The organism is Caballeronia sp. NK8 (genome assembly GCF_018408855.1).
Lineage (GTDB): Bacteria > Pseudomonadota > Gammaproteobacteria > Burkholderiales > Burkholderiaceae > Caballeronia.
Genome location: NZ_AP024325.1, coordinates 1,326,300 through 1,346,205, shown reverse-complemented (window position 1 = coordinate 1,346,205; position 19,906 = coordinate 1,326,300). Strand labels below are relative to the sequence as shown.

At 64.3% G+C, this 19,906-nt stretch carries 23 protein-coding genes; 18 read left to right on the top strand and 5 right to left on the bottom strand.

Annotation, left to right across the window (positions count from 1 at the left end):
• Positions 1 to 2: 2 nt before the first annotated feature.
• Both NK8_RS31485 and NK8_RS31480 read left to right on the top strand, forming a co-directional pair.
• On the top strand, positions 3 to 287 hold the full coding sequence (locus NK8_RS31485) for an MSMEG_0570 family nitrogen starvation response protein (RefSeq protein ID WP_162070502.1): 285 nt from the start codon (positions 3 to 5) through the stop codon (positions 285 to 287).
• 29 nt (positions 288 to 316) lie between these two features.
• Entirely contained in the window at positions 317 to 1,591 is a 1,275-nt protein-coding gene (locus tag NK8_RS31480; protein ID WP_213232132.1) for an MSMEG_0569 family flavin-dependent oxidoreductase, read from the top strand.
• Between the two features lie 3 nt (positions 1,592 to 1,594).
• On the opposite strand, the gene NK8_RS31475 is transcribed toward NK8_RS31480, so the two are convergent.
• Positions 1,595 to 1,861: a hypothetical protein gene (locus tag NK8_RS31475; protein WP_213232130.1), complete on the bottom strand. Its 267-nt coding sequence runs from the start codon at positions 1,859 to 1,861 to the stop codon at positions 1,595 to 1,597.
• A gap of 156 nt (positions 1,862 to 2,017) precedes the next feature.
• Between NK8_RS31475 and NK8_RS31470 the strand changes: the two genes are divergently transcribed.
• The 9 genes from NK8_RS31470 to NK8_RS31430 all read left to right on the top strand — a co-directional run bounded on the left by NK8_RS31470 (position 2,018) and on the right by NK8_RS31430 (position 11,188).
• Positions 2,018 to 2,656: a TetR/AcrR family transcriptional regulator gene (locus NK8_RS31470; protein ID WP_213232128.1), complete on the top strand. Its 639-nt coding sequence runs from the start codon at positions 2,018 to 2,020 to the stop codon at positions 2,654 to 2,656.
• A 108-nt stretch (positions 2,657 to 2,764) separates the two neighbouring features.
• Positions 2,765 to 4,096: a hypothetical protein gene (locus NK8_RS31465; protein WP_213232127.1), complete on the top strand. Its 1,332-nt coding sequence runs from the start codon at positions 2,765 to 2,767 to the stop codon at positions 4,094 to 4,096.
• A 97-nt stretch (positions 4,097 to 4,193) separates the two neighbouring features.
• Positions 4,194 to 5,276 carry an alpha/beta fold hydrolase gene (locus tag NK8_RS31460; RefSeq protein ID WP_213232126.1) on the top strand — a complete coding sequence of 361 codons (1,083 nt, stop codon included), beginning with the start codon at positions 4,194 to 4,196 and terminating at the stop codon, positions 5,274 to 5,276.
• A 234-nt stretch (positions 5,277 to 5,510) separates the two neighbouring features.
• Entirely contained in the window at positions 5,511 to 6,491 is a 981-nt protein-coding gene (locus tag NK8_RS31455) for a hypothetical protein (RefSeq protein WP_213232125.1), read from the top strand.
• A gap of 223 nt (positions 6,492 to 6,714) precedes the next feature.
• Entirely contained in the window at positions 6,715 to 7,473 is a 759-nt protein-coding gene (locus tag NK8_RS31450) for a flagellar brake protein (RefSeq protein WP_162070509.1), read from the top strand.
• A 21-nt stretch (positions 7,474 to 7,494) separates the two neighbouring features.
• The gene (locus NK8_RS31445) at positions 7,495 to 7,863 is read left to right on the top strand and encodes a hypothetical protein (RefSeq protein ID WP_225936438.1); all 369 of its coding nucleotides are present in this window, start codon (positions 7,495 to 7,497) and stop codon (positions 7,861 to 7,863) included.
• Positions 7,864 to 7,950: 87 nt separating this feature from the next.
• Positions 7,951 to 8,616, top strand: coding sequence for a MarC family protein (locus NK8_RS31440; RefSeq protein WP_213232124.1), 666 nt, complete (start codon positions 7,951 to 7,953; stop codon positions 8,614 to 8,616).
• A 92-nt stretch (positions 8,617 to 8,708) separates the two neighbouring features.
• Entirely contained in the window at positions 8,709 to 10,442 is a 1,734-nt protein-coding gene (gene araD, locus NK8_RS31435) for an L-arabinonate dehydratase (protein WP_225936437.1), read from the top strand.
• Positions 10,443 to 10,453: 11 nt separating this feature from the next.
• On the top strand, positions 10,454 to 11,188 hold the full coding sequence (locus NK8_RS31430; protein ID WP_213232122.1) for a ribonuclease activity regulator RraA: 735 nt from the start codon (positions 10,454 to 10,456) through the stop codon (positions 11,186 to 11,188).
• 37 nt (positions 11,189 to 11,225) lie between these two features.
• Here NK8_RS31430 and NK8_RS31425 read toward each other — a convergent pair whose 3' ends face one another.
• Complete coding sequence (locus NK8_RS31425) at positions 11,226 to 11,810, bottom strand: histidine phosphatase family protein (RefSeq protein ID WP_162070513.1); 585 nt, start codon at positions 11,808 to 11,810, stop codon at positions 11,226 to 11,228.
• A gap of 64 nt (positions 11,811 to 11,874) precedes the next feature.
• Positions 11,875 to 12,792: an NAD(+) diphosphatase gene (gene nudC, locus NK8_RS31420; protein WP_213232121.1), complete on the bottom strand. Its 918-nt coding sequence runs from the start codon at positions 12,790 to 12,792 to the stop codon at positions 11,875 to 11,877.
• A 128-nt stretch (positions 12,793 to 12,920) separates the two neighbouring features.
• On the opposite strand from nudC, the gene NK8_RS31415 reads away from it, so the two are divergent.
• Entirely contained in the window at positions 12,921 to 13,625 is a 705-nt protein-coding gene (locus tag NK8_RS31415) for a glutathione S-transferase family protein (protein ID WP_213232120.1), read from the top strand.
• Positions 13,626 to 13,726: 101 nt separating this feature from the next.
• Entirely contained in the window at positions 13,727 to 14,065 is a 339-nt protein-coding gene (locus tag NK8_RS31410; RefSeq protein ID WP_213232119.1) for a hypothetical protein, read from the top strand.
• On the opposite strand, the gene NK8_RS31405 is transcribed toward NK8_RS31410, so the two are convergent.
• Positions 14,049 to 14,561, bottom strand: coding sequence for a response regulator (locus NK8_RS31405; protein ID WP_213232118.1), 513 nt, complete (start codon positions 14,559 to 14,561; stop codon positions 14,049 to 14,051). The two genes, NK8_RS31410 and NK8_RS31405, sit on opposite strands and share 17 nt — an antisense overlap.
• A gap of 230 nt (positions 14,562 to 14,791) precedes the next feature.
• Here NK8_RS31405 and NK8_RS31400 point away from each other — a divergent pair, with 230 nt between their 5' ends.
• The 4 genes from NK8_RS31400 to NK8_RS31385 all read left to right on the top strand — a co-directional run bounded on the left by NK8_RS31400 (position 14,792) and on the right by NK8_RS31385 (position 18,090).
• On the top strand, positions 14,792 to 15,451 hold the full coding sequence (locus tag NK8_RS31400; RefSeq protein WP_213232117.1) for a glutathione S-transferase family protein: 660 nt from the start codon (positions 14,792 to 14,794) through the stop codon (positions 15,449 to 15,451).
• Positions 15,452 to 15,477: 26 nt separating this feature from the next.
• Positions 15,478 to 16,194, top strand: a complete 717-nt coding sequence (locus tag NK8_RS31395; protein ID WP_213232116.1) for a DUF899 family protein — start codon at positions 15,478 to 15,480, stop codon at positions 16,192 to 16,194.
• Between the two features lie 139 nt (positions 16,195 to 16,333).
• Entirely contained in the window at positions 16,334 to 16,960 is a 627-nt protein-coding gene (locus tag NK8_RS31390) for a septal ring lytic transglycosylase RlpA family protein (RefSeq protein ID WP_213232114.1), read from the top strand.
• Positions 16,961 to 17,028: 68 nt separating this feature from the next.
• Positions 17,029 to 18,090: a phytoene/squalene synthase family protein gene (locus NK8_RS31385; RefSeq protein WP_213232112.1), complete on the top strand. Its 1,062-nt coding sequence runs from the start codon at positions 17,029 to 17,031 to the stop codon at positions 18,088 to 18,090.
• Here NK8_RS31385 and NK8_RS31380 read toward each other — a convergent pair.
• Positions 18,068 to 18,919 carry a LysR substrate-binding domain-containing protein gene (locus NK8_RS31380; protein ID WP_213232110.1) on the bottom strand — a complete coding sequence of 284 codons (852 nt, stop codon included), beginning with the start codon at positions 18,917 to 18,919 and terminating at the stop codon, positions 18,068 to 18,070. The two genes, NK8_RS31385 and NK8_RS31380, sit on opposite strands and share 23 nt — an antisense overlap.
• A gap of 105 nt (positions 18,920 to 19,024) precedes the next feature.
• Here NK8_RS31380 and NK8_RS31375 point away from each other — a divergent pair, with 105 nt between their 5' ends.
• The gene (locus NK8_RS31375) at positions 19,025 to 19,894 is read left to right on the top strand and encodes an alpha/beta fold hydrolase (protein WP_213232108.1); all 870 of its coding nucleotides are present in this window, start codon (positions 19,025 to 19,027) and stop codon (positions 19,892 to 19,894) included.
• Positions 19,895 to 19,906 lie beyond the last annotated feature (12 nt).

The following is a 19,906-nucleotide window of genomic DNA, read 5'->3' as shown; positions in this document are numbered from 1 at the left end:
CCATGCCCGTCATGCACTTTCGAATTCGCTGGCCCGATGGCGTCGAAGCGAATTGCTATTCGCCATCGACTGTCGTCGGCGAGTTCTTCACGGCGGGCGAGCGTTACGACGTCGGCGAATTCGTCGCGCGCTCGCGCGAGGCGCTCAACATCGGCTCGGAACGCGTGCGCGAAAAGTATGGCTTCGCCTGCTCCGCCGCGCTCGATCAGCTCGCGCGCATCGAAGAGGATGCGCGCCGCTTCACCGCAACGCACGACGCGCACGTCACCGTGCTCGCGCTCGAGTGATTCATTCATCTGCCGGAGAGGATGCGGATATGTCGAACGTTCAATCGACGCATTACAGCGTGATCGTCGTGGGTGGCGGGCAGGCGGGACTGTCGGTCAGCCACTTTCTGCAGCAGGCGAACATCGATCATCTCGTGCTCGAAAAGCACACGCTCACGCATACGTGGCGCACGCAACGCTGGGACACGTTCTGCCTCGTAACGCCCAACTGGCAATGCGCGCTGCCGGGACATCCCTACGCCGGCGCGGACCCGCACGGCTTCATGAAGAAGGACGAGATCATTGCGTATCTCGATGGCTTCATCGAGAAGGTGCACGCGCCCGTGCTCGAAGATGCGGCGGTCACGCGCGTCAGGCGCGGCGCGGATGGACGTTACTTCGTGGCAAGCTCGCGCGGCGAGTTCACGGCCGATCAGATCGTGGTCGCGTCAGGCGGCTATCACACGCCGATCGTGCCACGCATGGCCGAACGTTTGCCCGCGCGGATCGCTCAGGTGGAGTCGTCGGATTATCGCAATGCGGATGCGTTGCCGCCGGGCGCGGTGCTCGTCGTCGGTTCGGGGCAGTCGGGCGCGCAGATCGCGGAGGATCTGCATCTGGCGGGCCGCAAGGTGCATCTCGCGGTGGGTGAAGCGCCGCGTTGCGCGCGTTTCTATCGCGGTCGCGATGTGGTCGACTGGCTCGCGGACATGCGTTACTACGACATGCCCGTGACCGATCATCCGCTGCGCGAAGGCGTGCGCGACAACACCAATCATTATGTGACGGGCCGCGACGGCGGCCGCGATATCGACTTGCGCCGCTTCGCGCTGGAAGGCATGGAACTGTTCGGCCGTCTGGAAGACTTTCGCGACGGCAAGCTGCGTTTTGCGCCGAACCTGCGCGCGAACCTCGACGACGCCGACGATACCTATAACCGCATCAACGCGAGCATCGACGGATTCATCGCGAAGCACGGCATCGATGCGCCGGCTGCCGCGCGTTACGAGCCACTGTGGCAGCCGGATGGCGAACGCGTCGAACTGAGTCTCGAGGCGAGCGGGATCGGGGCAGTGGTTTGGTGCATCGGCTTCACGCCGGATTTCGGCTGGCTCGACGCGCCGGTCTTCAATGGTCGCGGCCATCCGGCGCACTTGCGCGGCGTGACGGCGGTGCCGGGGCTCTATTTCGTCGGTCTGCCGTGGTTGCACACGTGGGGATCGGGCCGCTTCTCGGGCGTCGCGCGCGACGCGCAGTACATTGTCGATGCGATCTGCGCCGAGCGCGCGAACGCGCCCGATCGCATATCGTTTGCGTGCGCGTGAAGCTTACTTCACCGATGCGGTATCGATGGCACGCGCCGAATCAGCGGGCAGCACCGAGGTCAGCACGCTGGCCGGCACATGCTGCGCTTCGTCCTGCGACACCGCGCCGACGAACTTCCATCCCGACGGCATCTTCACGAACGTGAAGCCGGTGGGCTGATCGACGAACACCGAATACGGCGCGGGCGAGGCCGCCGTGGTTTGCGCGAACGACACGAGCGGGCTCATCAGCAGCAACGCGGCGGCAAGCGCGGACAAAGTCGATTTCATGACGACACTCCTAAGAAGGTTCCGGGATTTATGTGACGATCGATACACATATTTGAACATCGTCGCGCGACAGCGTCCAGTTATTTTGTTACGATCGACACATAATTCTGAATTTCAGTGCGCGTACTAATCGCTGGCGCGCACGAGGAGCGAGACATGTCGTCGGAAATACGGGAGACGCCGCACAAGGCGCGCGGGCGGCCGCGCGCGTTCGATCGCGAGGCGGCGCTGCGAAGCGCGATGGACGTGTTCTGGGCCAAGGGCTTCGACACCTGCTCGATGGCCGATCTCGTCGACGCGATGGGCATCAATTCGCCGAGCCTCTACGCCGCGTTCGGCAGCAAGGAGGATCTGTACCGCGAAGCGGTCGAACTCTATACGGGAGCGGAAGGCGGCGCGGCGCTGCGTCAGTTGCAGGCGCACCAATCCGTGCGCGACGGACTGCGCGCGATGTTCCGCGCGAGCGTCGAACTCTTCACCGGCACACAGAATCCACGCGGCTGCATGATATTTCTGGGCGCGATGTCCGTCGGCGTCGAGCACGCGCAGTTGCGCGCCGAGATGCAGAAGCTCAGGCGCAAGGTGGCCTCGATCGTCGCGTTGCGGCTCGCGCAGGCTGTCGAAAACGGCGAGTTCGACGCGCGCACCGACGTTCAGGCGCTCGCCGCGCTATGTATGACGCTGTTCGCGGGTCTTTCGATTCAGGCGCAGGACGGCGTGCGCCGCGCGGCGCTCTTCGCGGCGATCGATCAGTTCATCGCGACGCTGCCGCTGCGCGCGAAACGCCGAACGTGAAACGATCGCGGCTCATGCGCACTGGGATGAAACAAACTGTGCGTGCGCTTGCTCGTGCGCCGAGGGACGGGACAAAATGCCCGACACACGGCATCACGGAGCATCGCCATGACGACCCAGGTCATCAGTTTTTTCGCGGACGACAGCGCACGCGCGTCGTTCGAGAATCACCGCCGCTATTGCGCGCGCCATTCCTACTCGCACGAATATGTCGATGTGAGTTCGATCGGCTGGCCGCATCTGCGCCTTTACCAGAAATACCAGGTGTTGTTGCGTACGCTTCGCGCCTGCGCCGAAGGCGATCTCGTGCTGCTGCTCACGCAGGACTGCATGCTGTTGCGCGACGTCCCGTGTGAGACGTTGATGCGCGACGAAAGCCGCGACTGGATCGTCTCGTACCGGGACAGCGCAGCCAACGATGTATTGGCGTCGTTCCAGCTCTGGCGTAATACGCCCGCCGCGCGCGAACGCGTCGAGCGCCTTTGCGCGGGCACGAAGTTCGGCGGGGCGCTCGCGAGCGAAACCGACTTGCTGCGCGCACTGGAGCCGTGTTCGTTCAACGTGGCGATCGAGGGATACGTGCCCGTCGTGCTTGCCGCGCTGCACGTCCATCCGGTATGGACCGAATGGCCCGCGTTCGCGCTTGCGCTCGCGGATTTGCCGGACGCGCCGCACAACCAGCCCGTGTTTGCCGATCTGCGCGATCTGCTCGCGGAACACGTCAACGATTGCCAGTCGCGCGGCGCGCCATATCTCGCTTTGCCGCCGCCGGAAGCCGGCGAAGCGCGATACGAAGCGTGGAACGGCCACGCACCGATCGCACTCGCGATGCTCTATACGCCGAACATCCGCGAATACGGGGCAATCGCCGAGCGCAATGTGCGCCGCTATTGCGAGCGGCACGGCTACGCGCTGCACCTTTATCGCGATGTGCCGCCGGAAGCGGGCGCAAGCGGCAACTGGCTGAAACCGTGGGTGTTGCTGCGCCATCTTCCCGAGCACGAATGGATCTTCTGGATCGATGCCGACGTGCTCGTGGTCGATCAGGGTCAGCCGCTCGAATCGCTGTTGCAGAACCGCGACCGCGTGATCGCGACGGACATGAGCTGGCAGTTCAATTCAGGCATCTTGGGCTTTCGCAACACGCAGCAGAATCTCGATCTGCTGACGGAGATCGAGCAGACGATCGGCGGGATCGCGGATAAATCCTCCACCTATGCGAGCGGCGGCGATCAGGACGTGTTCATCAGGGTGCTGCAGCGGCACGGCCTGGCCGAGGATCGCGATCTGCTCGACTGCGCGACGATCAACACGCCGTACCAGCTTCAGAGCCGCGACAGCTTCATGGTGCACTACATGCATATGTGGCCGTCGCTGCGCGCGCTCGCGATGCATCACGGCGACCTGACGAGCCAGATGCGCGGCGCGCGCCGTCCTTGACTTTCTGATCGTTTACGCGCGAGCATGAAACGCGTTCGCGCGGTGCTGCCGCGCGGGCGTCGCCTCTGTACGTAGTCCCTACTTACACATCATTCCGATGTCGACGCGCCCGCCCACAACACGGCAGCAGATCCGCCTCTGCACGGCGAGCGACGGCGTGCGAATCGCGTATGCGACGTGCGGTTCGGGCCCGCCGCTCATCAAGGCGGCGAACTGGCTCAGTCATCTGGAACTGGACTTCACGAGCCCGGTCTGGAGCCATCTGATGCTCGAACTATGCAGCCGTCACACGCTGATTCGCTACGATCAGCGCGGCTGCGGTCTCTCGGACCACGATGTCGGCGATATTTCCTTCGGCGCGTGGCTGCGCGATCTCGAAACCGTCGTCGATGCGAGCGGCCTCGAACGCTTTCCGCTGCTCGGGATTTCGCAGGGCGCGTCGATCGCTATCGCGTATGCGGTGGCGCATCCCGAGCGCGTCACGCATCTCGTGCTGCACGGCGGCTACGCACGCGGCCGTTTGAAACGAACGTGCGATCCGGCGCTGCACGAGGAAGCCGAAATGCTCGTGAAGCTCGCGGAGCTCGGCTGGGGCAAGCACAATCCGGCATTTCGTCAGTTCTTTACGACGCAGTTCATTCCTGGCGGCACGCCGCAGCAGCATCACTGGTTCAACGAACTCGAACGGCTCACGACGACGCCGCGCAACGCCGCGCGCATCATGCGCGTGTTCAACGAGATCGACGTGGTCGATCTGCTGCCGCGCGTGCAATGTCCGACGCTCGTGCTGCACGCTAGCGGCGACGCGCGCGTGCCCTTCGACGAAAGCCGACTGCTCGCCGGGCAGATTCCCGGCGCGCGCTTCGTGCCGCTCGAAAGCGAGAACCATCTCACGCTCGAATTCGACGCCGCCTGGCCGCGCTGGTGCGAGGAAGTGCGCGCGTTCCTGCCCTCGGCGCAAGTGAGCGATCCCGCGTTTTCCGCGTTGACGCCGCGCGAGCGCGATATCGTCGAATTGCTCGCGGGCGGGCGCGACAACGCGCAGATCGCCGCGCGCCTCGCGCTCAGCGAGAAGACGGTGCGCAATCACATCACCAGCATCTTCTCGAAGCTCGAAGTCGAGAATCGCGCGCAGGCGATCGTGCTCGCGCGCCGCGCGGGCTTCGACGCATCCGCCTGAGCCTGCCTGAGTGCTTCGGGACACAGGTCCCCCTTTCCCGCCGACAAAACCCAGCGTCCCGGTACACAACCGGGACATGCGCCTCATGTGCGCAAACGCGCCTTTCCCGAGAATGATTCGCAGAACGGTGACGCGACGAATGACCCTACGCCGACCTGTTCGACGCAGCGCGCCGCTCTACATGGCGCCCATTTCATCGCAATCATCGACGCAGAGTCATCCCGGAGTTCGCACATGAAAGCTGTTCAACACGAGTCCGCCAAGGTCAGTCCGCATCAACGCTATGCGAAGTGCATCGAAGTGTCCCGCCGCATCCGCTGGGATATCGATCGCGACGTATTGCGCGGCCGTCAATTCGATCCCGCGCACAAGTTCATGCCCGACGGGCTGTCTGAAGTGAACCGCCTGCCGTTTCTCGATACGCGCGAACGCCGCCTGATGTCGCAGATCCAGGGCCGTACCTACGCCAACATGTTCGGCATGATCGAGCGCTTCGTCGGCGCGAAGATGCTGGAAGTCGGATGCGATCACGCACTCGGCGACCAGACCGCGCTCGAAGCGATCGTCCGCTTCACGGATGAGGAACTGAAGCATCAGGAGCTGTTCCGCCGCGTCGAGGCGCTCGCGTCCCTCGCGCTGCCGCCTGGCTACCGCTTCGTCTCGCAGGCCGACGAAGTCGCCGCGTTCGTGCTCGGCAAATCCACCTGGTCGATTCTCGCGCTGACCTGTTGCGTCGAGATTGTCACGCAGGTGCACTACCGGCAGAGCATGGAGAGCGACGCGACGCTGTCGCCGCTCTTCAAGGACATCTTCCTGTTTCACTGGAAGGAAGAGTCGCAGCACGCGATCATCGACGAACTGGAGTGGCTGCGCGAGGATGCGCGCATCGACGACGCCGCGCGCGATGCCGCGATCGGCGATCTGATCGACCTCGTCGCCGCGATTGACGGCATGATGCAGGCGCAAGCCGCCGCCGATGCACATTACTTCGTCACGCTGCTCGACCGCGCGTTGTCGGATGACGAAGAGGCGCACGTGCATGCGGCGCTGGTCGATGCGTATCGCTGGCAGTACATCATCTCGGGCGTCGACGAGCCGCGCTTCGGCGAGATTCTCGGCAGCGTGATCACCGAGGCGCAGGGCGAACGTCTCGGCGCGGCGCTTGCGCCGATCAGACGCCGCGCGCTCGCGAGCGAACTCGACGCGCTCGCCTGATCCGTTCAGGCCGACGCGGACGAAGGCCGGGCGATCGCGCCCGGCCTTCGTCGTTTTCGAAAGCAATACGTAAGAAAAAACGTTTTGCTGCTCTGCAAAACGCTGAATTACCATGAAAATCTAGTTGTTACTGACGTACTGAACCGCGTTCTTTTCGTGCAACATATGCGTCAACAGGTAGCCGCCGTTCGCTGTCCCAAACTGATAACTAGATTGGACCATCATGCTCGCCGCACCGTTGCCGCACGCATCCGATATCGAGAAATTCGCCGAAGATCACGAACGCTTCGCGCGTCATACGCCATCCGAGATTTCCATCTGTCTGCGCAGTCTCGCGCAGCGCCGCGACATGCTGACCGTGACGAGCGCGGGCGGGCAGATCGTCACGCAATTGCTTGAAGTCGACGTGCGCGGCGCGCGCATCGTGTTCGACTGGGGCGGCGTCGAGTCGGACAATCGCGCGTTGCTGGACGCGCGACAGTTGTATTTCAAGGGCGCGCCGGAGGGCGTGCGCGTCGAGTTCAGCACGGGCGCGGCGCACGCCGTGACTCATGAAGGGCGACAGGCGTTCGAAGCCGAGTTTCCCGCGAAGCTCTATCAGTTTCAGCGACGCGAATATTTCCGCGTGCCGGCGCCGATCCTCGATCCGTTCTACGCGAAAGGCGCATTCGCCGACGGCGAAGCGTTCCGCTACGAAGTGCACGATGTCTCGCTCGGCGGCATCGCGCTGCGCATGGACACTCCGCGTCTCGCGGAAACGGAGATCGGCACCGTGTTCAACGATGTCGTGCTGCATCTCGGTGCGGGCGTGGCCTTGCCCGTCGATCTGGAATTGCTGTCGCCGCGCACCGTGACCACGCCGCGCGGCGACGTGCGCTATGTCGTCGGCTTTCGCTTCGTGCGACTCTCGGGCGCGGCGGAAAACGTGCTGCAGCGGCTCATCACGCGCATGGAGGCGAAGCGCCGTAGCCTCTCGGTGTAGGTCATGCGTGGAGTAGAATGCGTGCCTCCTTCCACTGCATCGCAACGCATGTTTCGCAAGGCCTGGCGCGGAGAAGAACGCTTCTGGAAAGTCTGGTGGCTGTTGGGCGTGCCGATCCACCTCGCATGGTGGTTCGTGTACCTCGACCTCTGGACGCGAGGCGTCACTCCCGAAACATTTCTGCTGCTCACTGTCTGGTTCTGGCCCGGCATGCTGGGCGTATTCGCCGTCTGCTCGGCGTTGTATCTGCTGTGGTGCACGCTCGCCTGGCGCTGCTCGGGCAATGTCGATCGCCGCGTGTGGACCTATGTCGCGCGCGTGCTGATCGGCGTCGGGCTCGGCTCGTTTCTCACCGAATGCGTGCTGATTCTCTCGGCGCCGTTCGCCTGAATCGCGGAGCAATTCCACGCACGTTCGTCCAGTTAGCGTGCACAATGTCCGGGCTTGCAGCAGGCCTACGAACGGACAAAAACGCGCATGCTCAACGAATTCGCCCGGACGGTTCTCGTGATCGTCGCCGGATTGTTCCCGATCATCAATCCGCCGGCGACGGCGCTCGTCGTGCTGAGCATGCTGCCGCATATCGGCGATGACGATCGCGCGGAACTCGCGCGGCGCATCTGCATCAACAGTTTCGCAATTCTTCTGGCGTCGCTTTCGATCGGCGCGTACGTGCTGTCGTTCTTCGGCATCTCGATTCCGGTGCTGCGCGTGGCGGGCGGCCTGGTCGTCGCGATGGCGGGCTGGGGTCTGCTCCAGGCGCCCGATGACGACGACGCCACCGAAACCGCGCCCCGGCCGCGCAGCGGCGCGACGCTGCGCGCGAAGGCCTTCTATCCGCTGACGCTGCCGATCACCGTCGGGCCGGGCGCGATCGCGGTCGCCATCGCGCTCGGCACGGGCTCGCCGCGCCACGGCGTGCAGCCGGTGCATATCGCGGGCGTGGGCGTCGGACTGGTGATTCTGTGCGCGAGCATCTATGTGTGCGTGCGCTTCGCCGGGCATCTCGAACGTCTGCTCGGCACCGCCGGCACGCAGGTCGCGATGCGCCTCTTCGCGTTCGTCATCTTCTGCATCGGCGTGCAGATTCTGTGGCTCGGGCTGTCGGAACTGATTGCCTCGGTGCATCTCACCATCAAATAGCGGATTCCCCGGACAAACCCCAAGCGACGCTCGCCGCCGCCGCCGATACCATTTTTCGTCGCATGGTAGCGCAACCATCAAGGAGAGGCTGTTTGACTTCGAATCGCAAGAAGCCGGAGGAACTGCGCAGTCACCGCTGGTACGGCGTGAACGACCTGCGCTCGTTCGGCCACCGCTCGCGCACGGCGCAGATGGGTTATCACCCGTCCGATTACATGGGCAAGCCGGTGATCGCCGTGGTCAATACGTGGAGCGAGATCAACTCGTGCCACACGCATTTCAAACAGCGCGTCGAGGAAGTGAAGCGCGGCGTCTGGCAGGCGGGCGGCTTTCCTGTCGAAATGCCGGTGATGACGCTCGCCGAGCCGTTCCAGAAGCCGACGACGATGCTCTACCGCAACTTCCTCGCAATGGAAGTGGAGGAAGTGCTGCGCTCGTATCCGTTCGACGGCTGCGTGCTGATGGGCGGTTGCGACAAGACCACGCCCGCGCTTCTGATGGGCGCGATCAGCATGGATCTGCCCGCGATCTATCTGCCCGCCGGACCGATGCTGCGCGGCGACTGGAATGGCCGCACGCTCGGCAGCGGCTCGGATACGTGGAAATACTGGGCGGAACTGCGCGCGGGGAAGATCAGCGAGGACGAATGGAAGGGCGTGGAAAGCGGCATCGCGCGCTCGCCGGGCCATTGCATGACGATGGGTACCGCATCCACGATGACGAGCGCCGCCGAAGCGCTCGGCATGGCGCTGCCGGGCTTCGCGTCGATTCCGGCGGTGGACTCGCGGCATGCGCAGCATGCGTCGCTGACGGGACAGCGCATCGTCGAGATGGTGTGGGCGGACCTGAAGCCGTCCGACATTCTCACGCCGAAGTCCTTCGACAACGCGGTGACGACCGTGCTCGCGCTGTCCGGCTCGACCAACGCGATCGTGCATCTGGTGGCGGTCGCGCGGCGCGCGGGCGTGCCGCTCACGACCGCGCGCTTCGACGAACTCGCGCGCGTGACGCCGGTGCTCGGCAACATCCGTCCGGCCGGCAAGTATCTGATGGAAGACTTCTTCTACGCGGGCGGCCTGCGCGCGCTGCTCGCCGAACTGGGCGAATTGATCGATGGCTCGCAACTAACTGTCAATGGCGCGACGCTCGGCGAGAACATCGCGGGCGCCGAAATTTTCGACGACGACGTGATTCGCCGTCGCGACAATCCCCTGGTTCCGAACGATGGTCTCGCGGTGCTCACCGGCAACCTCGCGCCCGATGGCGCCGTGATCAAACCCGCGGCGATGGAAGCGCATCTGCTGAAACATCGCGGCCGAGCGGTCGTGTTCAAGGACTACGCCGACATGTCCGCGCGCATCGACGACGAAGCGCTCGACATCGACGCCGATTCGGTGATCGTGCTCCAGCACGCGGGGCCGGTGGGCGCGCCGGGCATGCCGGAGTGGGGCCAGTTGCCGATACCGCAGAAGCTGCTGAAGCAGGGCGTGCGCGACATGGTCCGCATTTCCGATGCGCGCATGAGCGGCACGAGCTATGGCGCGTGCGTGCTGCATGTGGCGCCGGAATCGTTCGTCGGCGGGCCGCTCGCGCTGGTGAGGGATGGCGACATCGTCGAGCTCGACGTGCCCGCGCGCCGTCTGCATCTCGATGTCGGCGACGATGAGCTTGCCGCGCGCAAGCGCGCATGGAAAGCGCCGAAGCGTCCGTTCGAACGCGGCTTCGGCGTGATGCATCAACTGCATGTGACGCAGGCGGACAAGGGCTGCGATTTCGATTTTCTCGAAGAGAGAACCGCGACGGGCGGCGAACCGGACATTCACTGAGGCGCGACAACATGACGACTACCGATATCGCCATTTCCGACGAGACGATCGAACTGCTACGCCACGTCAGCACCGCGACGCTCACGACGCAACTCTTCAAGCGCGGTTTGCGCAACGTTTTTCTGCAAGGCGTCGCGCCGCTCGTGAAGCCAGCGAAGGGCGCGCCGAACATGGTCGGGCCGGCGTTCACGCTGCGCAATATTCCGGCGCGCGAGGATATCGATCACGTCGGCGTGTTTCAGGACCCGGATCATCCGCAGCGCAAGGCCGTCGAGACAGCGCCGCCCGGCAGCGTGCTCGTGCAGGATTGCCGCGGTGAGCGCAGCGTTGCGTCGACGGGCTCGATTCTCACGACGCGGCTCAAGATTCGCGGTGTCGCGGGCATGGTCTCGGATGGTTGCGTGCGCGATTCGGGCACGATCGGCGATATCGGCTTGCCGCTCTTTTGCGCGGGCGCGAGCGCGCCGCTCAATCTCGCGAAGCATCACGCGGTCGATATGGATGTGCCGATCGCGTGCGGCGGCGTGGCGGTGTATCCGGGCGATATCGTCGTCGGCGATGTGGATGGGGTCGTGATCGTGCCGCGTCATCTGGCCGAGGAAGTCGCGCGGGATGCGACCGAGCAGGAGGTGATGGAGGAGTTTCTGTCGGCGCGGGTGGAGGGGGGCGCGGTGCTGCGGGGGACGTATCCGCCTAGTGAGGAGACGCTGGCGGAGTATCGGGAGTGGCGGAGGGCGCGGGGGTGAGTGACTTCCGGCAGCGCCTGGGGGTGCGTGGCACCCGTCAAGGCAAAAGATTCCACTTGATGATCGCGCGCACATCGCGCTCGAACCCGAGCACGCTCATCGCAGCCGTATCCATCGCCAGATGGGCGCCGAGCGACGCCGCCCCCGTCGCCCACTGCGCGCCGAACACCCGCGAAAAATGCGCATGTGAAAAGAGCGCGATATTCGCCGCCCCCGTCGCGAGCAGCTTGTCGATGAGCGCCTGCGCGCGCGCGCCGACATCGTCGAGACTCTCGCCCTCGGGAATCGGCGACGTCCACACTGACCAGTCCGGAATCTCCTTGCGGATATCCGGCGTCTTGCGTCCTTCATACACTCCGTAATTCCACTCGTGCAACTCAGGCTCGATCTGCGCGCGATCGCCCAGACCCGCGAGGCGGCAGGTCTCGATTGCGCGGTCCATCGGACTGGTCAGCACGAGATCGAACGTCTGCGCCGCGAGAATCGGCACGAGCGCGGCCGCCTGTTTGCGGCCCTCATCGGTGAGCGGCACATTCGTCGTGCCGGTGTGCTGGCCCGACTTGCTCCATTCCGTTTCGCCATGCCGGATCAGCCAGATATGGACGCCGCCTTTCATGTTCATGTCGTTCACCCGGTGTCTGAAGATTGCGGCCACGCGCTGACGCAGCGCAGCTTCGAATTTTGCCTCAGTCCAGCTCTCCCGTCGCGAAAGCCTTCAGCAAATGATGCGCGATCGCGAACGGCTTCGGCGCCGAAAGCGCCTGTTCGTGCGTGCCGTCGAGCATCGCAGCGACTTCCTTGCGCGTGAACCAGCGCGCGTCCTCCAGCTCGTTCCTGTCGACGACGATCTCGGTGCTGGCCGCGCGCGCGAAACACCCGATCATCAGCGACGACGGAAACGGCCACGGCTGCGACGCGTAGTACCGCACATCCGTGCAGCGAATGCCCGCTTCCTCCAGCACTTCGCGATACACCGCGTGCTCGAACGTCTCGCCCGGCTCGATGAAGCCCGCCAGCGCCGAATACATGCCCGGCAGAAACTGCGGCTGACGGCCGAGGAGGCAGCGCTCGCCGTCGGTGACGAGCATGATCACGACCGGATCGACGCGCGGAAAATGCTGCGCCTTGCAATTTGGACAGATGCGCCGCCAGCCCGCGCCGGCGGAATCGGTCGGCTGGCCGCAGTTCGCGCAGAACCGGTGACGACGATGCCAGTCGAGCATCGAGCGTGCTTCGCCGAGCGCGCTGACCATCGGCGGCGGCACGAGACCCTGCATCGCGATCGGGCGAAGTTCGATGGCTTCGACTTCCGGGAGCGGCGGCGTGCCTTCATCGAACGAACTTGCGAAAAGTGCGCGATCCTGCGTATCGCGGCCGAGAAACACGGTCTGCAAGGGCGCGCCGAGCGTCGCGGCTTCCTGCGCGCTGAATAATGGATCGTGCCCGTTCGCGCGCTTGAAGAGCGGCACGTTGTTCACAAACAGCAGAAAACGCGTCGAAGAATCGTCGCGCAGACCGGCGACGAAACGCTCGTCGTCGCGCTTCTCCGAGAGGCGATCGAGCGGGTCCAGCGTAAAACCGATGGCATGAGGCGGCGTGGGCATAGTATTTTGTAAGTGGCGGCGCGCTGGTCCGGCGCTCCGCGTGACGGGAATAAGCGGAAAGAAGCAAGGCCAATCGGGAATCGTAGCGAAGTTGGCGCGTCCTTGCAGGGCGATGCCCGGAGACATCGATGATCACGCTCTACTCGTATCCTCAGTTGTTCGGGCTCGAAGACAACAATCCGTTCGGGTTGAAAGTGTTCGCGTTCCTGAAGCTGACAGGCTTGCCATTCGAGCATCGGCATGTGCTCGACACGAGCGCCGCGCCGCGCGGCCAGCTTCCGTATCTCGTCGACGACGATGCCACCATCGGCGACAGCGATGCGATCATCGCGCATCTGAAGCGCAAATACGCGCTCACGCTCGACGATGCGCTGAGCGCGCCGCAACGCGATCTCGATCTGCTAATCCGCCGCACGCTCGACGATCTCTACTGGGTGATGTCGTATTCCCGCTGGCGCGACGACCGCTATTGGCCGCAGTTCCGCGATGCGCTGCTGCACCAGCATCCGGACATCGGCGCCGAAGCGCTCGAAGGCGCGCGCAAATACAACTTCGAACGGTATCGGTATCAGGGTATCGGTCGATACGAGCCGGACGCCGCGTATGCGCGCGGTATCGCAAGCCTTCAGGCGATCGCGAATCGGCTGGGCGACGGGCCGTTCATGTTCGGCGATGCGCCCGCGAGCATCGATGCCGCGTTGTATGGGTTCGTCGCAAGCATCTGGTTTTATGACATCGATACGCCGCTCAAGGGGTTGGTCGCCACGCAGGGCAATCTCGTGAAACATTGCGCGGCGATGCGCGAGCGGATGGGGCAGAGCGCGGCGCCATAAATGCCTTCACTAATCAGATTTATCTAGTGCTCGCGCCGCGCGGACCCTTCTACAGTTGGACTTCATGCAATCCCGGATGGAGACATACGATGGAGTCCAAAATGAGCGTCACAGTCAATGAGAAAGGTCATGCAGTCATCACGTACTTGATGCCTTTGAGCGACTATTGCTTACAGCGCGCAAGAACACTGCGCGCAATGGTGCAAGTCGTCAGCCTTGCGAAAGGACCGGAAGAGAGCGCGGCGCTCGTGAAGCCGCTGATGGATCTGATCCGCGCCCATGTCGATGAACTCGAGCCGCTTTTCAAGTCGCTCGATCAGCGCGCTTATGAGAAGGGATTCGAGGACGGGCGGGACGTCGGCTTTCCGAAGGGGAAAAACCAGATCGAGTTCACCAAGGCGCCGGTTGCCGAAACCGCCGTGATCAGGCCCGCGCGATGAATGTTCTAACGTTGATGCGAACGCCGCAATAGTCCGGATTCGCGTCGGAAGAATTCGGAGCGTCTTCGGTGTCACAATAGCCCGCGATGCGCTGCGAGACGACCTCATGCACGCCGGAGAGCACGCGTGCACAAACGCGCTCAAAGGCGCGCGCTTCTTCGCGTGCGCTGACCAGACCCGCGGCGCCTGCACGCCGCATATCGGCCAGCGCCTGCGCGTCAGTTTCGTCAGTGAAGACGACGACAGGCGTATCAGGGAACGTTCGCCGCAATCCGCGCAGTAGCGCGAAATCATCCGCACGCGAACCTTCCAGGCCGCTGCCCAGTACGATTACGTCGTAATGCGCGGCATTCAGCCTCGTAAGCAATTGATCGGCGGTTTCGAGACACGCCGTCACCTGAAACCGCTCGTGCGACTCGAACCAGCTTTGCAGCCCATACAGCACCACGGGACGATCGTCTGCCATGACGATCTTGATTTTGTCTTCGCGCTTCATTCTTTCTCGACCAGCCTCGTCGGACTATTGTTGGAATCCGCCGCTTTCAACTGCCTCGGGACAGGCACGTTAGCAAATCAGCCGCGATCAGGTTGCACTGCACAACAAATTATGTCGTTTCGTTGTCGATTTGCACGCGCACCGTTCGTCGTCAAAGTAACCGGCGCTGCAAATCGTCGCATGACCGTCGCGCCGCATCCTGAACCGCTTGACGACCCGGAGGCTGTCAGATGAGTTTGCAACTGTATGCACACCCGTTTTCCTCGTATTGTCAGAAGGTGCTGGTGGCGCTGTACGAGAACGGCACGCCCTTCGAATGGCGCGCGCTCACGCCGGAAACGCCGCAATCAATGCGGGAACTCACCGAAATTTGGCCGATGAAACGCTTCCCGGTGCTCGTCGACGACGGGCGGCCGGTGATCGAGGCGACCGTGATCATCGAATATCTCGGGTTGCATCACCCGGGCCCGGTGCGTCTCATTCCCGCCGATCCGCGCGACGCGCTTGAAACGCGCTGGATGGATCGCTTCTTCGACAATTACGTCTCGACGCCGGGGCAGAAAATCGTCTTTGACGCCATGCGCGATTCCGCGGAGCGCGATACGCGCGGCGTCGCCGATGCCCACGCGATGCTCGAAACGTCCTACGCGTTTCTCGAACGCAAGATGGCGACGCGCGAATGGGCGGCGGGCGACACCTTCAGCCTCGCCGATTGCGGCGCCGCGCCGTTCCTGTTCTATGCCGACTGGTGCCATCGAATCGCGGACGCTTATCCGAACGTGATCGCGTATCGCAAGCGTCTGCTCGCGCGGCCTTCGTTCGCACGCGCGGTCGACGAAGCGCGGCCGTACCGGAAGCTGTTTCCGCTCGGCGCGCCGGACCGCGATTGAGCCGATTATCGTTGAGGAGATCGAACATGAACACGACCACGAACTACATTTCAGCCCGTGAACTCGCGATGCGCGCGACAATGCGGTTTCCCAATGAAAGCGCCGAATACCGGCGCGCACGGACCGAATTGCTGGCGGAGGAAATCGAGTTGCGGCGGCATATCGAGCGCGTCGCGCAGATGCGTCGCGCGCTGCCGCCCGGCGGCGAAGTGAAGGGCGATTATCGATTCGAAGGCGAGCGCGGAGCGGTCGATTTCGCCGGACTGTTCGGCGACAAGGAAACGCTCGTCACCTATAGCTACATGTTCGGACCGCAGCGCGAGCGGCCGTGTCCCATGTGCACGTCGCTGCTGTCGGCGTGGGAAGGCGAGGCGCGCGATATCGAGCAGCGCGTCGCGCTTGCGGTGATCGCGCGTTCGCCGCTCGCGAAGCTCGTCGCGTTCAAGAAGGAACGCGGCTGGCGCGATCTCCCGCTTTTCTCCGATACCAATGGCGAATTCAGCCGCGATTATCACGCGATATCGAAGGAAGGCGGCGACGAACCCGCGCTCAACGTGTTCACGCGGCGCGACGGCGTGATCCGCCATTTCTGGAGCGGCGAGATGGATTTCGATAGCGCCGACCCCGGCGAGGACCCGCGCGGCGCGCCCGATCTGATGCCGCTCTGGACGGTGCTCGATATGACGCCCGAGGGACGCGGGACGAACTGGTACCCGAAGCTGGACTATGGGCCGCGCGGATGAATCGAGCGCCGTAAATCAGGTGCTCCTTCTGTAAAGATGGGTCATAACTTCGGCGCACGCGTCAACTTCGACGCGTGGCGTACGTTGTGAGCGAGCCGATACCAAACGTGTCGGCATTTTTCATTGGAGAGGCTCGCTCATGCAGGACAACGGATTCATCGCGCACTGGGGTGCGGCCGGGATCGCGGCCATCGCCGCGTCGGGCGCGTGCGCGACCTTGACCGGATGCGCCGGGCATTCGCCCGCGCTGTCGAAGGAAGCGGACGCGCCGGCTATTTTGACGGAAGGCGCACGCGTCGCGGATTCGATGCAAGGTCACGAAAGCAACTCGCTCGATGCCGAGCCGCTCGACTATCACAGCGCGAGAGCGAACGTCGCACCGCAGATCGGCTGGGCGTCTTACTACAGCGGGAAGTTCCAGGGCCGCCGCACGGCCAGCGGCGAACGCTACGACATGCGGGCGCTGACCGCCGCGCATCGCACGTTGCCGATCGGCACCCGCGTGCGCGTGAGCACCCTCGCGAGGACGAGATCGGTCATTGTGCGGATCAACGATCGCGGTCCGTTCGCGAAAGGCCGCGTGATCGATCTGTCGTTTGCCGCGGCCGTCGAACTCGGTCTGCAACGCGCGGGAAGCGCACAGGTGATCCTCGAACCGGTCAGCCAGACGGTCGCGCAAGCGGCCACGCCACAGGCGCCCGAGCGCATCATGCTGCGCATCGCGCCTCATCCACGGCACAGCAGGAAACGCGCGCATCGTCATTGAGGCGGGACGGATACAATGCGGCGGCGCGCGATCATCGCGCGCCTCGCCAAGGCTTTCCGATCCAGCTCATGAACAATTCGCCCCGGGCCGTTCTTCTGGGCCCGCTTCTCAAGAGCGTGTCGCGCTCGTTCTATCTCACGCTGCGCATCCTGCCGGCCGGCATGCGCGATCCCATCGGGCTGGCGTATCTGCTCGCGCGCGCGGCGGATACGATCGCGGATACCTCGCTGATTTCGCCGCAACGCCGTCTCGAACTGCTGCTGTCATTGCGCGCGCAAATCAATGGCGCAGCCGATGACGGCGCGCTCGCGCGCATCGCGGGCGAAGTCGCCGGTGAGCAGGCACAGCCTGACGAGCGCGCGTTGCTCGAAAGCCTGGGCGCCGCGCTCGCGATCCTGCCGCAGCTCGGCGTTCAGGATCAGGCCGCCGTCCGCGACATCGTCACGACGCTCAGCACCGGCATGGAGTTCGATCTGCGCACGTTCCCCGACGAGACATCCGGCGAGATCGTCGCGTTGCAGGAAATCGGCGAGCTGGACCGCTATACGTATCTCGTCGCGGGCTGCGTCGGCGAATTCTGGACGAAGATGACCTACGCGCACGAGCCGGGCACGTTGAAGGCCGCGCCCGAAACCATGCTCGCGCTCGGCGTGCGCTTCGGCCGTGCGCTGCAGATGACGAACGTGCTGCGCGACTGCGCGCGCGATCTGCGCATCGGCCGCTGCTATCTGCCCGAATCGATGCTCGCACGTCATGGACTGACGCCGCGCGATCTCCTGCAACCGGAATCGTCGGCGCGCGCGCGGCCCGTGCTGTTCGATCTGTTGCGCACGACGCTTGCGCTGTTCCAGGACGCGGTCGATTACACACTCGCGATTCCACCGAGCGCGGTTCGTCTGCGCCTCGCGTGCCTGTGGCCGATCATGATCGGTCTCGACACGCTCGTGCTGCTCGCGCACAACGACGCGTGGCTCGATCCCGCCAGAATCTCGAAGGTTCGCCGCAACGACGTGTATCGCATCATCGCGGCATCGTTGCCGATGGTCGCGTCGAACGGCATGTTGCGCGCGTGGACCGCCCGCCGCATGCGCGCAGTCGAAGCCGCGATCAGCGCCGCAACTCGGCCATGATGCGCTCGGCGAGAAAGTCGCAAGGCGGCCGTCTCGACGCCGCGCTGCGCGCGAGCACGACTTCGAGCGTGCCGATGTCGGGCAGGCCTTGCGCCGCTCCGAGCAGCGTGAAATGCGCAGGCACCGCGCATTTCGCGAGCGGCGTCACGGCAAGGCCCGCTTCGGCCATCGTCAAGAGACCGAGCAGGCTCGGGCTTTCATACGACGTCCGATAGGCGATGCGCGCGCGCTCGAGACTGCGAATCGCGTTCTCGCGCGCGACGCTGCCGGGCAAGAACACCGCGATCGGCAAGGGCCGCTCTTTCCAGATTTCGGTCGCGCCGGGTGCGGCGGCCCACACCATCGGCTCGTGGCGCAGGAATTCGCCGGACAGCCCCTTCACGCGCGTCGCGCAGACGAGATCGACCGTGCCGTCCTTCACCATCGGCGCGAGCGCGAGGCTCGGCAGGCCGACTACCTGAATCTCGACCTTCGGATACGTCGCCGAGAATTTCTTGAGGATCGGCGGAAACAGCGACGACGCGTAATCGTCAGGCACGCCGATCACCACGCGCCCGGTCACGTCGGGCCGCACCACCGCCGCCCACGCCTCGTCGCGCAGCGCGATCATGCGGCGCGCGTAGGTGAGCAGCACCTCGCCGTCCTGCGTCGGCACCACGCTGCGCGGCTTGCGCACGAACAGCGCCTTGCCCAGCGCGGTTTCCAGCGTCTTGATCTGCATGCTCACCGCCGATTGCGAGCGATGCACGAGCTCCGCCGCGCGGCTGATATTGCCGGTATCCGCGACGGCGACGATCATCGACAGGACATCCAGATCGAGCGCTTTCATGGTGAACGACCGTTTGGTATCAGAAAATCTGAACGATTCTATCAAAATTATGCGTTTTTCTTTTGGTGCAGTGCGGCGCATAGTCGCATCAAAGGAGCGAATCCAATGAACGCGCGAACCGATCTTTCCGTCCTCACTGCCGTGCAAGGCCTGCCCGAACCGTCGTTCGCCACGACGGCGTCGGGGGTTTCGGTGCCGTACATCGAGTGCGGCGAGGGCGAGCCGCTCGTCTTCGTGCATGGCTCGCTGTGCGATTACCGCTACTGGAGCGCGCAGATCCTCCCGCTCGCGAAGCAGTTCCGCTGCGTCGCGCCGAGCCTGTCGCACTACTGGCCCGCTGTCGATGCCTTCGTGCGCGGCGAATTCGGCTGGGAAGCGCACGTCACGGAAATGGCCGAGTTCATCGCATCGCTCGATCTCGCGCCGGTGCATCTCGTCGGGCATTCGCGCGGCGGCTGCATCGCGTTTCATCTGGCGCGCGAGTATCCGCGGCTCGTGAAGACGCTCACGCTCGCCGATCCGGGCGGCCCGCTGCAAACGACGCCGCAGGCCGTGCCGGCCACGCTGCCGCCCGCGACCAACGCGCTGCGCGCGCGCGTCGCGGAGCTGATCGAGCAGGGCGAGTTCGACAAGGGGCTGGAGATGTTCGTCGATTCGGTGAGCATGCTGGGCTTCTGGAATAAGAGTTCGGAGAGTTTCCGGCGCATGGCGCTCGACAACGCGCTCACGCTGCCCAAGCAATTCCGCGATCCGTTGCCCGCCTACACGCGCGAAGCGGCGCGCGACATCAAGTGCCGCACGCTGCTCATCGACGGGCAGAAGAGCCCGCGCATGTTCCGCAACAACGTCGACCGGCTGGAAGAGTGGATCGAGTTCGCGGAGCGTCAGACGATCGCGGGCGCGTCGCACGGCATGAACGCCGCCAGCCCCGGCGCGTTCAATCGCGCGGTGCTGGCGTTTGCCGCCGCGTGGTGAGCCGCACGCGGG

What these genes read in the sequence shown, in the direction of transcription:
- NK8_RS31485 (WP_162070502.1), top strand. Translation starts at nt 3, where the DNA reads ATGCCCGTCATGCACTTTCGAATTCGCTGGCCCGATGGCGTCGAAGCG.
- NK8_RS31480 (WP_213232132.1), top strand. Translation starts at nt 317, where the DNA reads ATGTCGAACGTTCAATCGACGCATTACAGCGTGATCGTCGTGGGTGGC.
- NK8_RS31475 (WP_213232130.1), bottom strand. Translation starts at nt 1,861, where the DNA reads ATGAAATCGACTTTGTCCGCGCTTGCCGCCGCGTTGCTGCTGATGAGC.
- NK8_RS31470 (WP_213232128.1), top strand. Translation starts at nt 2,018, where the DNA reads ATGTCGTCGGAAATACGGGAGACGCCGCACAAGGCGCGCGGGCGGCCG.
- NK8_RS31465 (WP_213232127.1), top strand. Translation starts at nt 2,765, where the DNA reads ATGACGACCCAGGTCATCAGTTTTTTCGCGGACGACAGCGCACGCGCG.
- NK8_RS31460 (WP_213232126.1), top strand. Translation starts at nt 4,194, where the DNA reads ATGTCGACGCGCCCGCCCACAACACGGCAGCAGATCCGCCTCTGCACG.
- NK8_RS31455 (WP_213232125.1), top strand. Translation starts at nt 5,511, where the DNA reads ATGAAAGCTGTTCAACACGAGTCCGCCAAGGTCAGTCCGCATCAACGC.
- NK8_RS31450 (WP_162070509.1), top strand. Translation starts at nt 6,715, where the DNA reads ATGCTCGCCGCACCGTTGCCGCACGCATCCGATATCGAGAAATTCGCC.
- NK8_RS31440 (WP_213232124.1), top strand. Translation starts at nt 7,951, where the DNA reads ATGCTCAACGAATTCGCCCGGACGGTTCTCGTGATCGTCGCCGGATTG.
- NK8_RS31430 (WP_213232122.1), top strand. Translation starts at nt 10,454, where the DNA reads ATGACGACTACCGATATCGCCATTTCCGACGAGACGATCGAACTGCTA.
- NK8_RS31425 (WP_162070513.1), bottom strand. Translation starts at nt 11,810, where the DNA reads ATGAACATGAAAGGCGGCGTCCATATCTGGCTGATCCGGCATGGCGAA.
- nudC (WP_213232121.1), bottom strand. Translation starts at nt 12,792, where the DNA reads ATGCCCACGCCGCCTCATGCCATCGGTTTTACGCTGGACCCGCTCGAT.
- NK8_RS31415 (WP_213232120.1), top strand. Translation starts at nt 12,921, where the DNA reads ATGATCACGCTCTACTCGTATCCTCAGTTGTTCGGGCTCGAAGACAAC.
- NK8_RS31410 (WP_213232119.1), top strand. Translation starts at nt 13,727, where the DNA reads ATGAGCGTCACAGTCAATGAGAAAGGTCATGCAGTCATCACGTACTTG.
- NK8_RS31405 (WP_213232118.1), bottom strand. Translation starts at nt 14,561, where the DNA reads ATGAAGCGCGAAGACAAAATCAAGATCGTCATGGCAGACGATCGTCCC.
- NK8_RS31400 (WP_213232117.1), top strand. Translation starts at nt 14,792, where the DNA reads ATGAGTTTGCAACTGTATGCACACCCGTTTTCCTCGTATTGTCAGAAG.
- NK8_RS31395 (WP_213232116.1), top strand. Translation starts at nt 15,478, where the DNA reads ATGAACACGACCACGAACTACATTTCAGCCCGTGAACTCGCGATGCGC.
- NK8_RS31390 (WP_213232114.1), top strand. Translation starts at nt 16,334, where the DNA reads ATGCAGGACAACGGATTCATCGCGCACTGGGGTGCGGCCGGGATCGCG.
- NK8_RS31385 (WP_213232112.1), top strand. Translation starts at nt 17,029, where the DNA reads ATGAACAATTCGCCCCGGGCCGTTCTTCTGGGCCCGCTTCTCAAGAGC.
- NK8_RS31380 (WP_213232110.1), bottom strand. Translation starts at nt 18,919, where the DNA reads ATGAAAGCGCTCGATCTGGATGTCCTGTCGATGATCGTCGCCGTCGCG.
- NK8_RS31375 (WP_213232108.1), top strand. Translation starts at nt 19,025, where the DNA reads ATGAACGCGCGAACCGATCTTTCCGTCCTCACTGCCGTGCAAGGCCTG.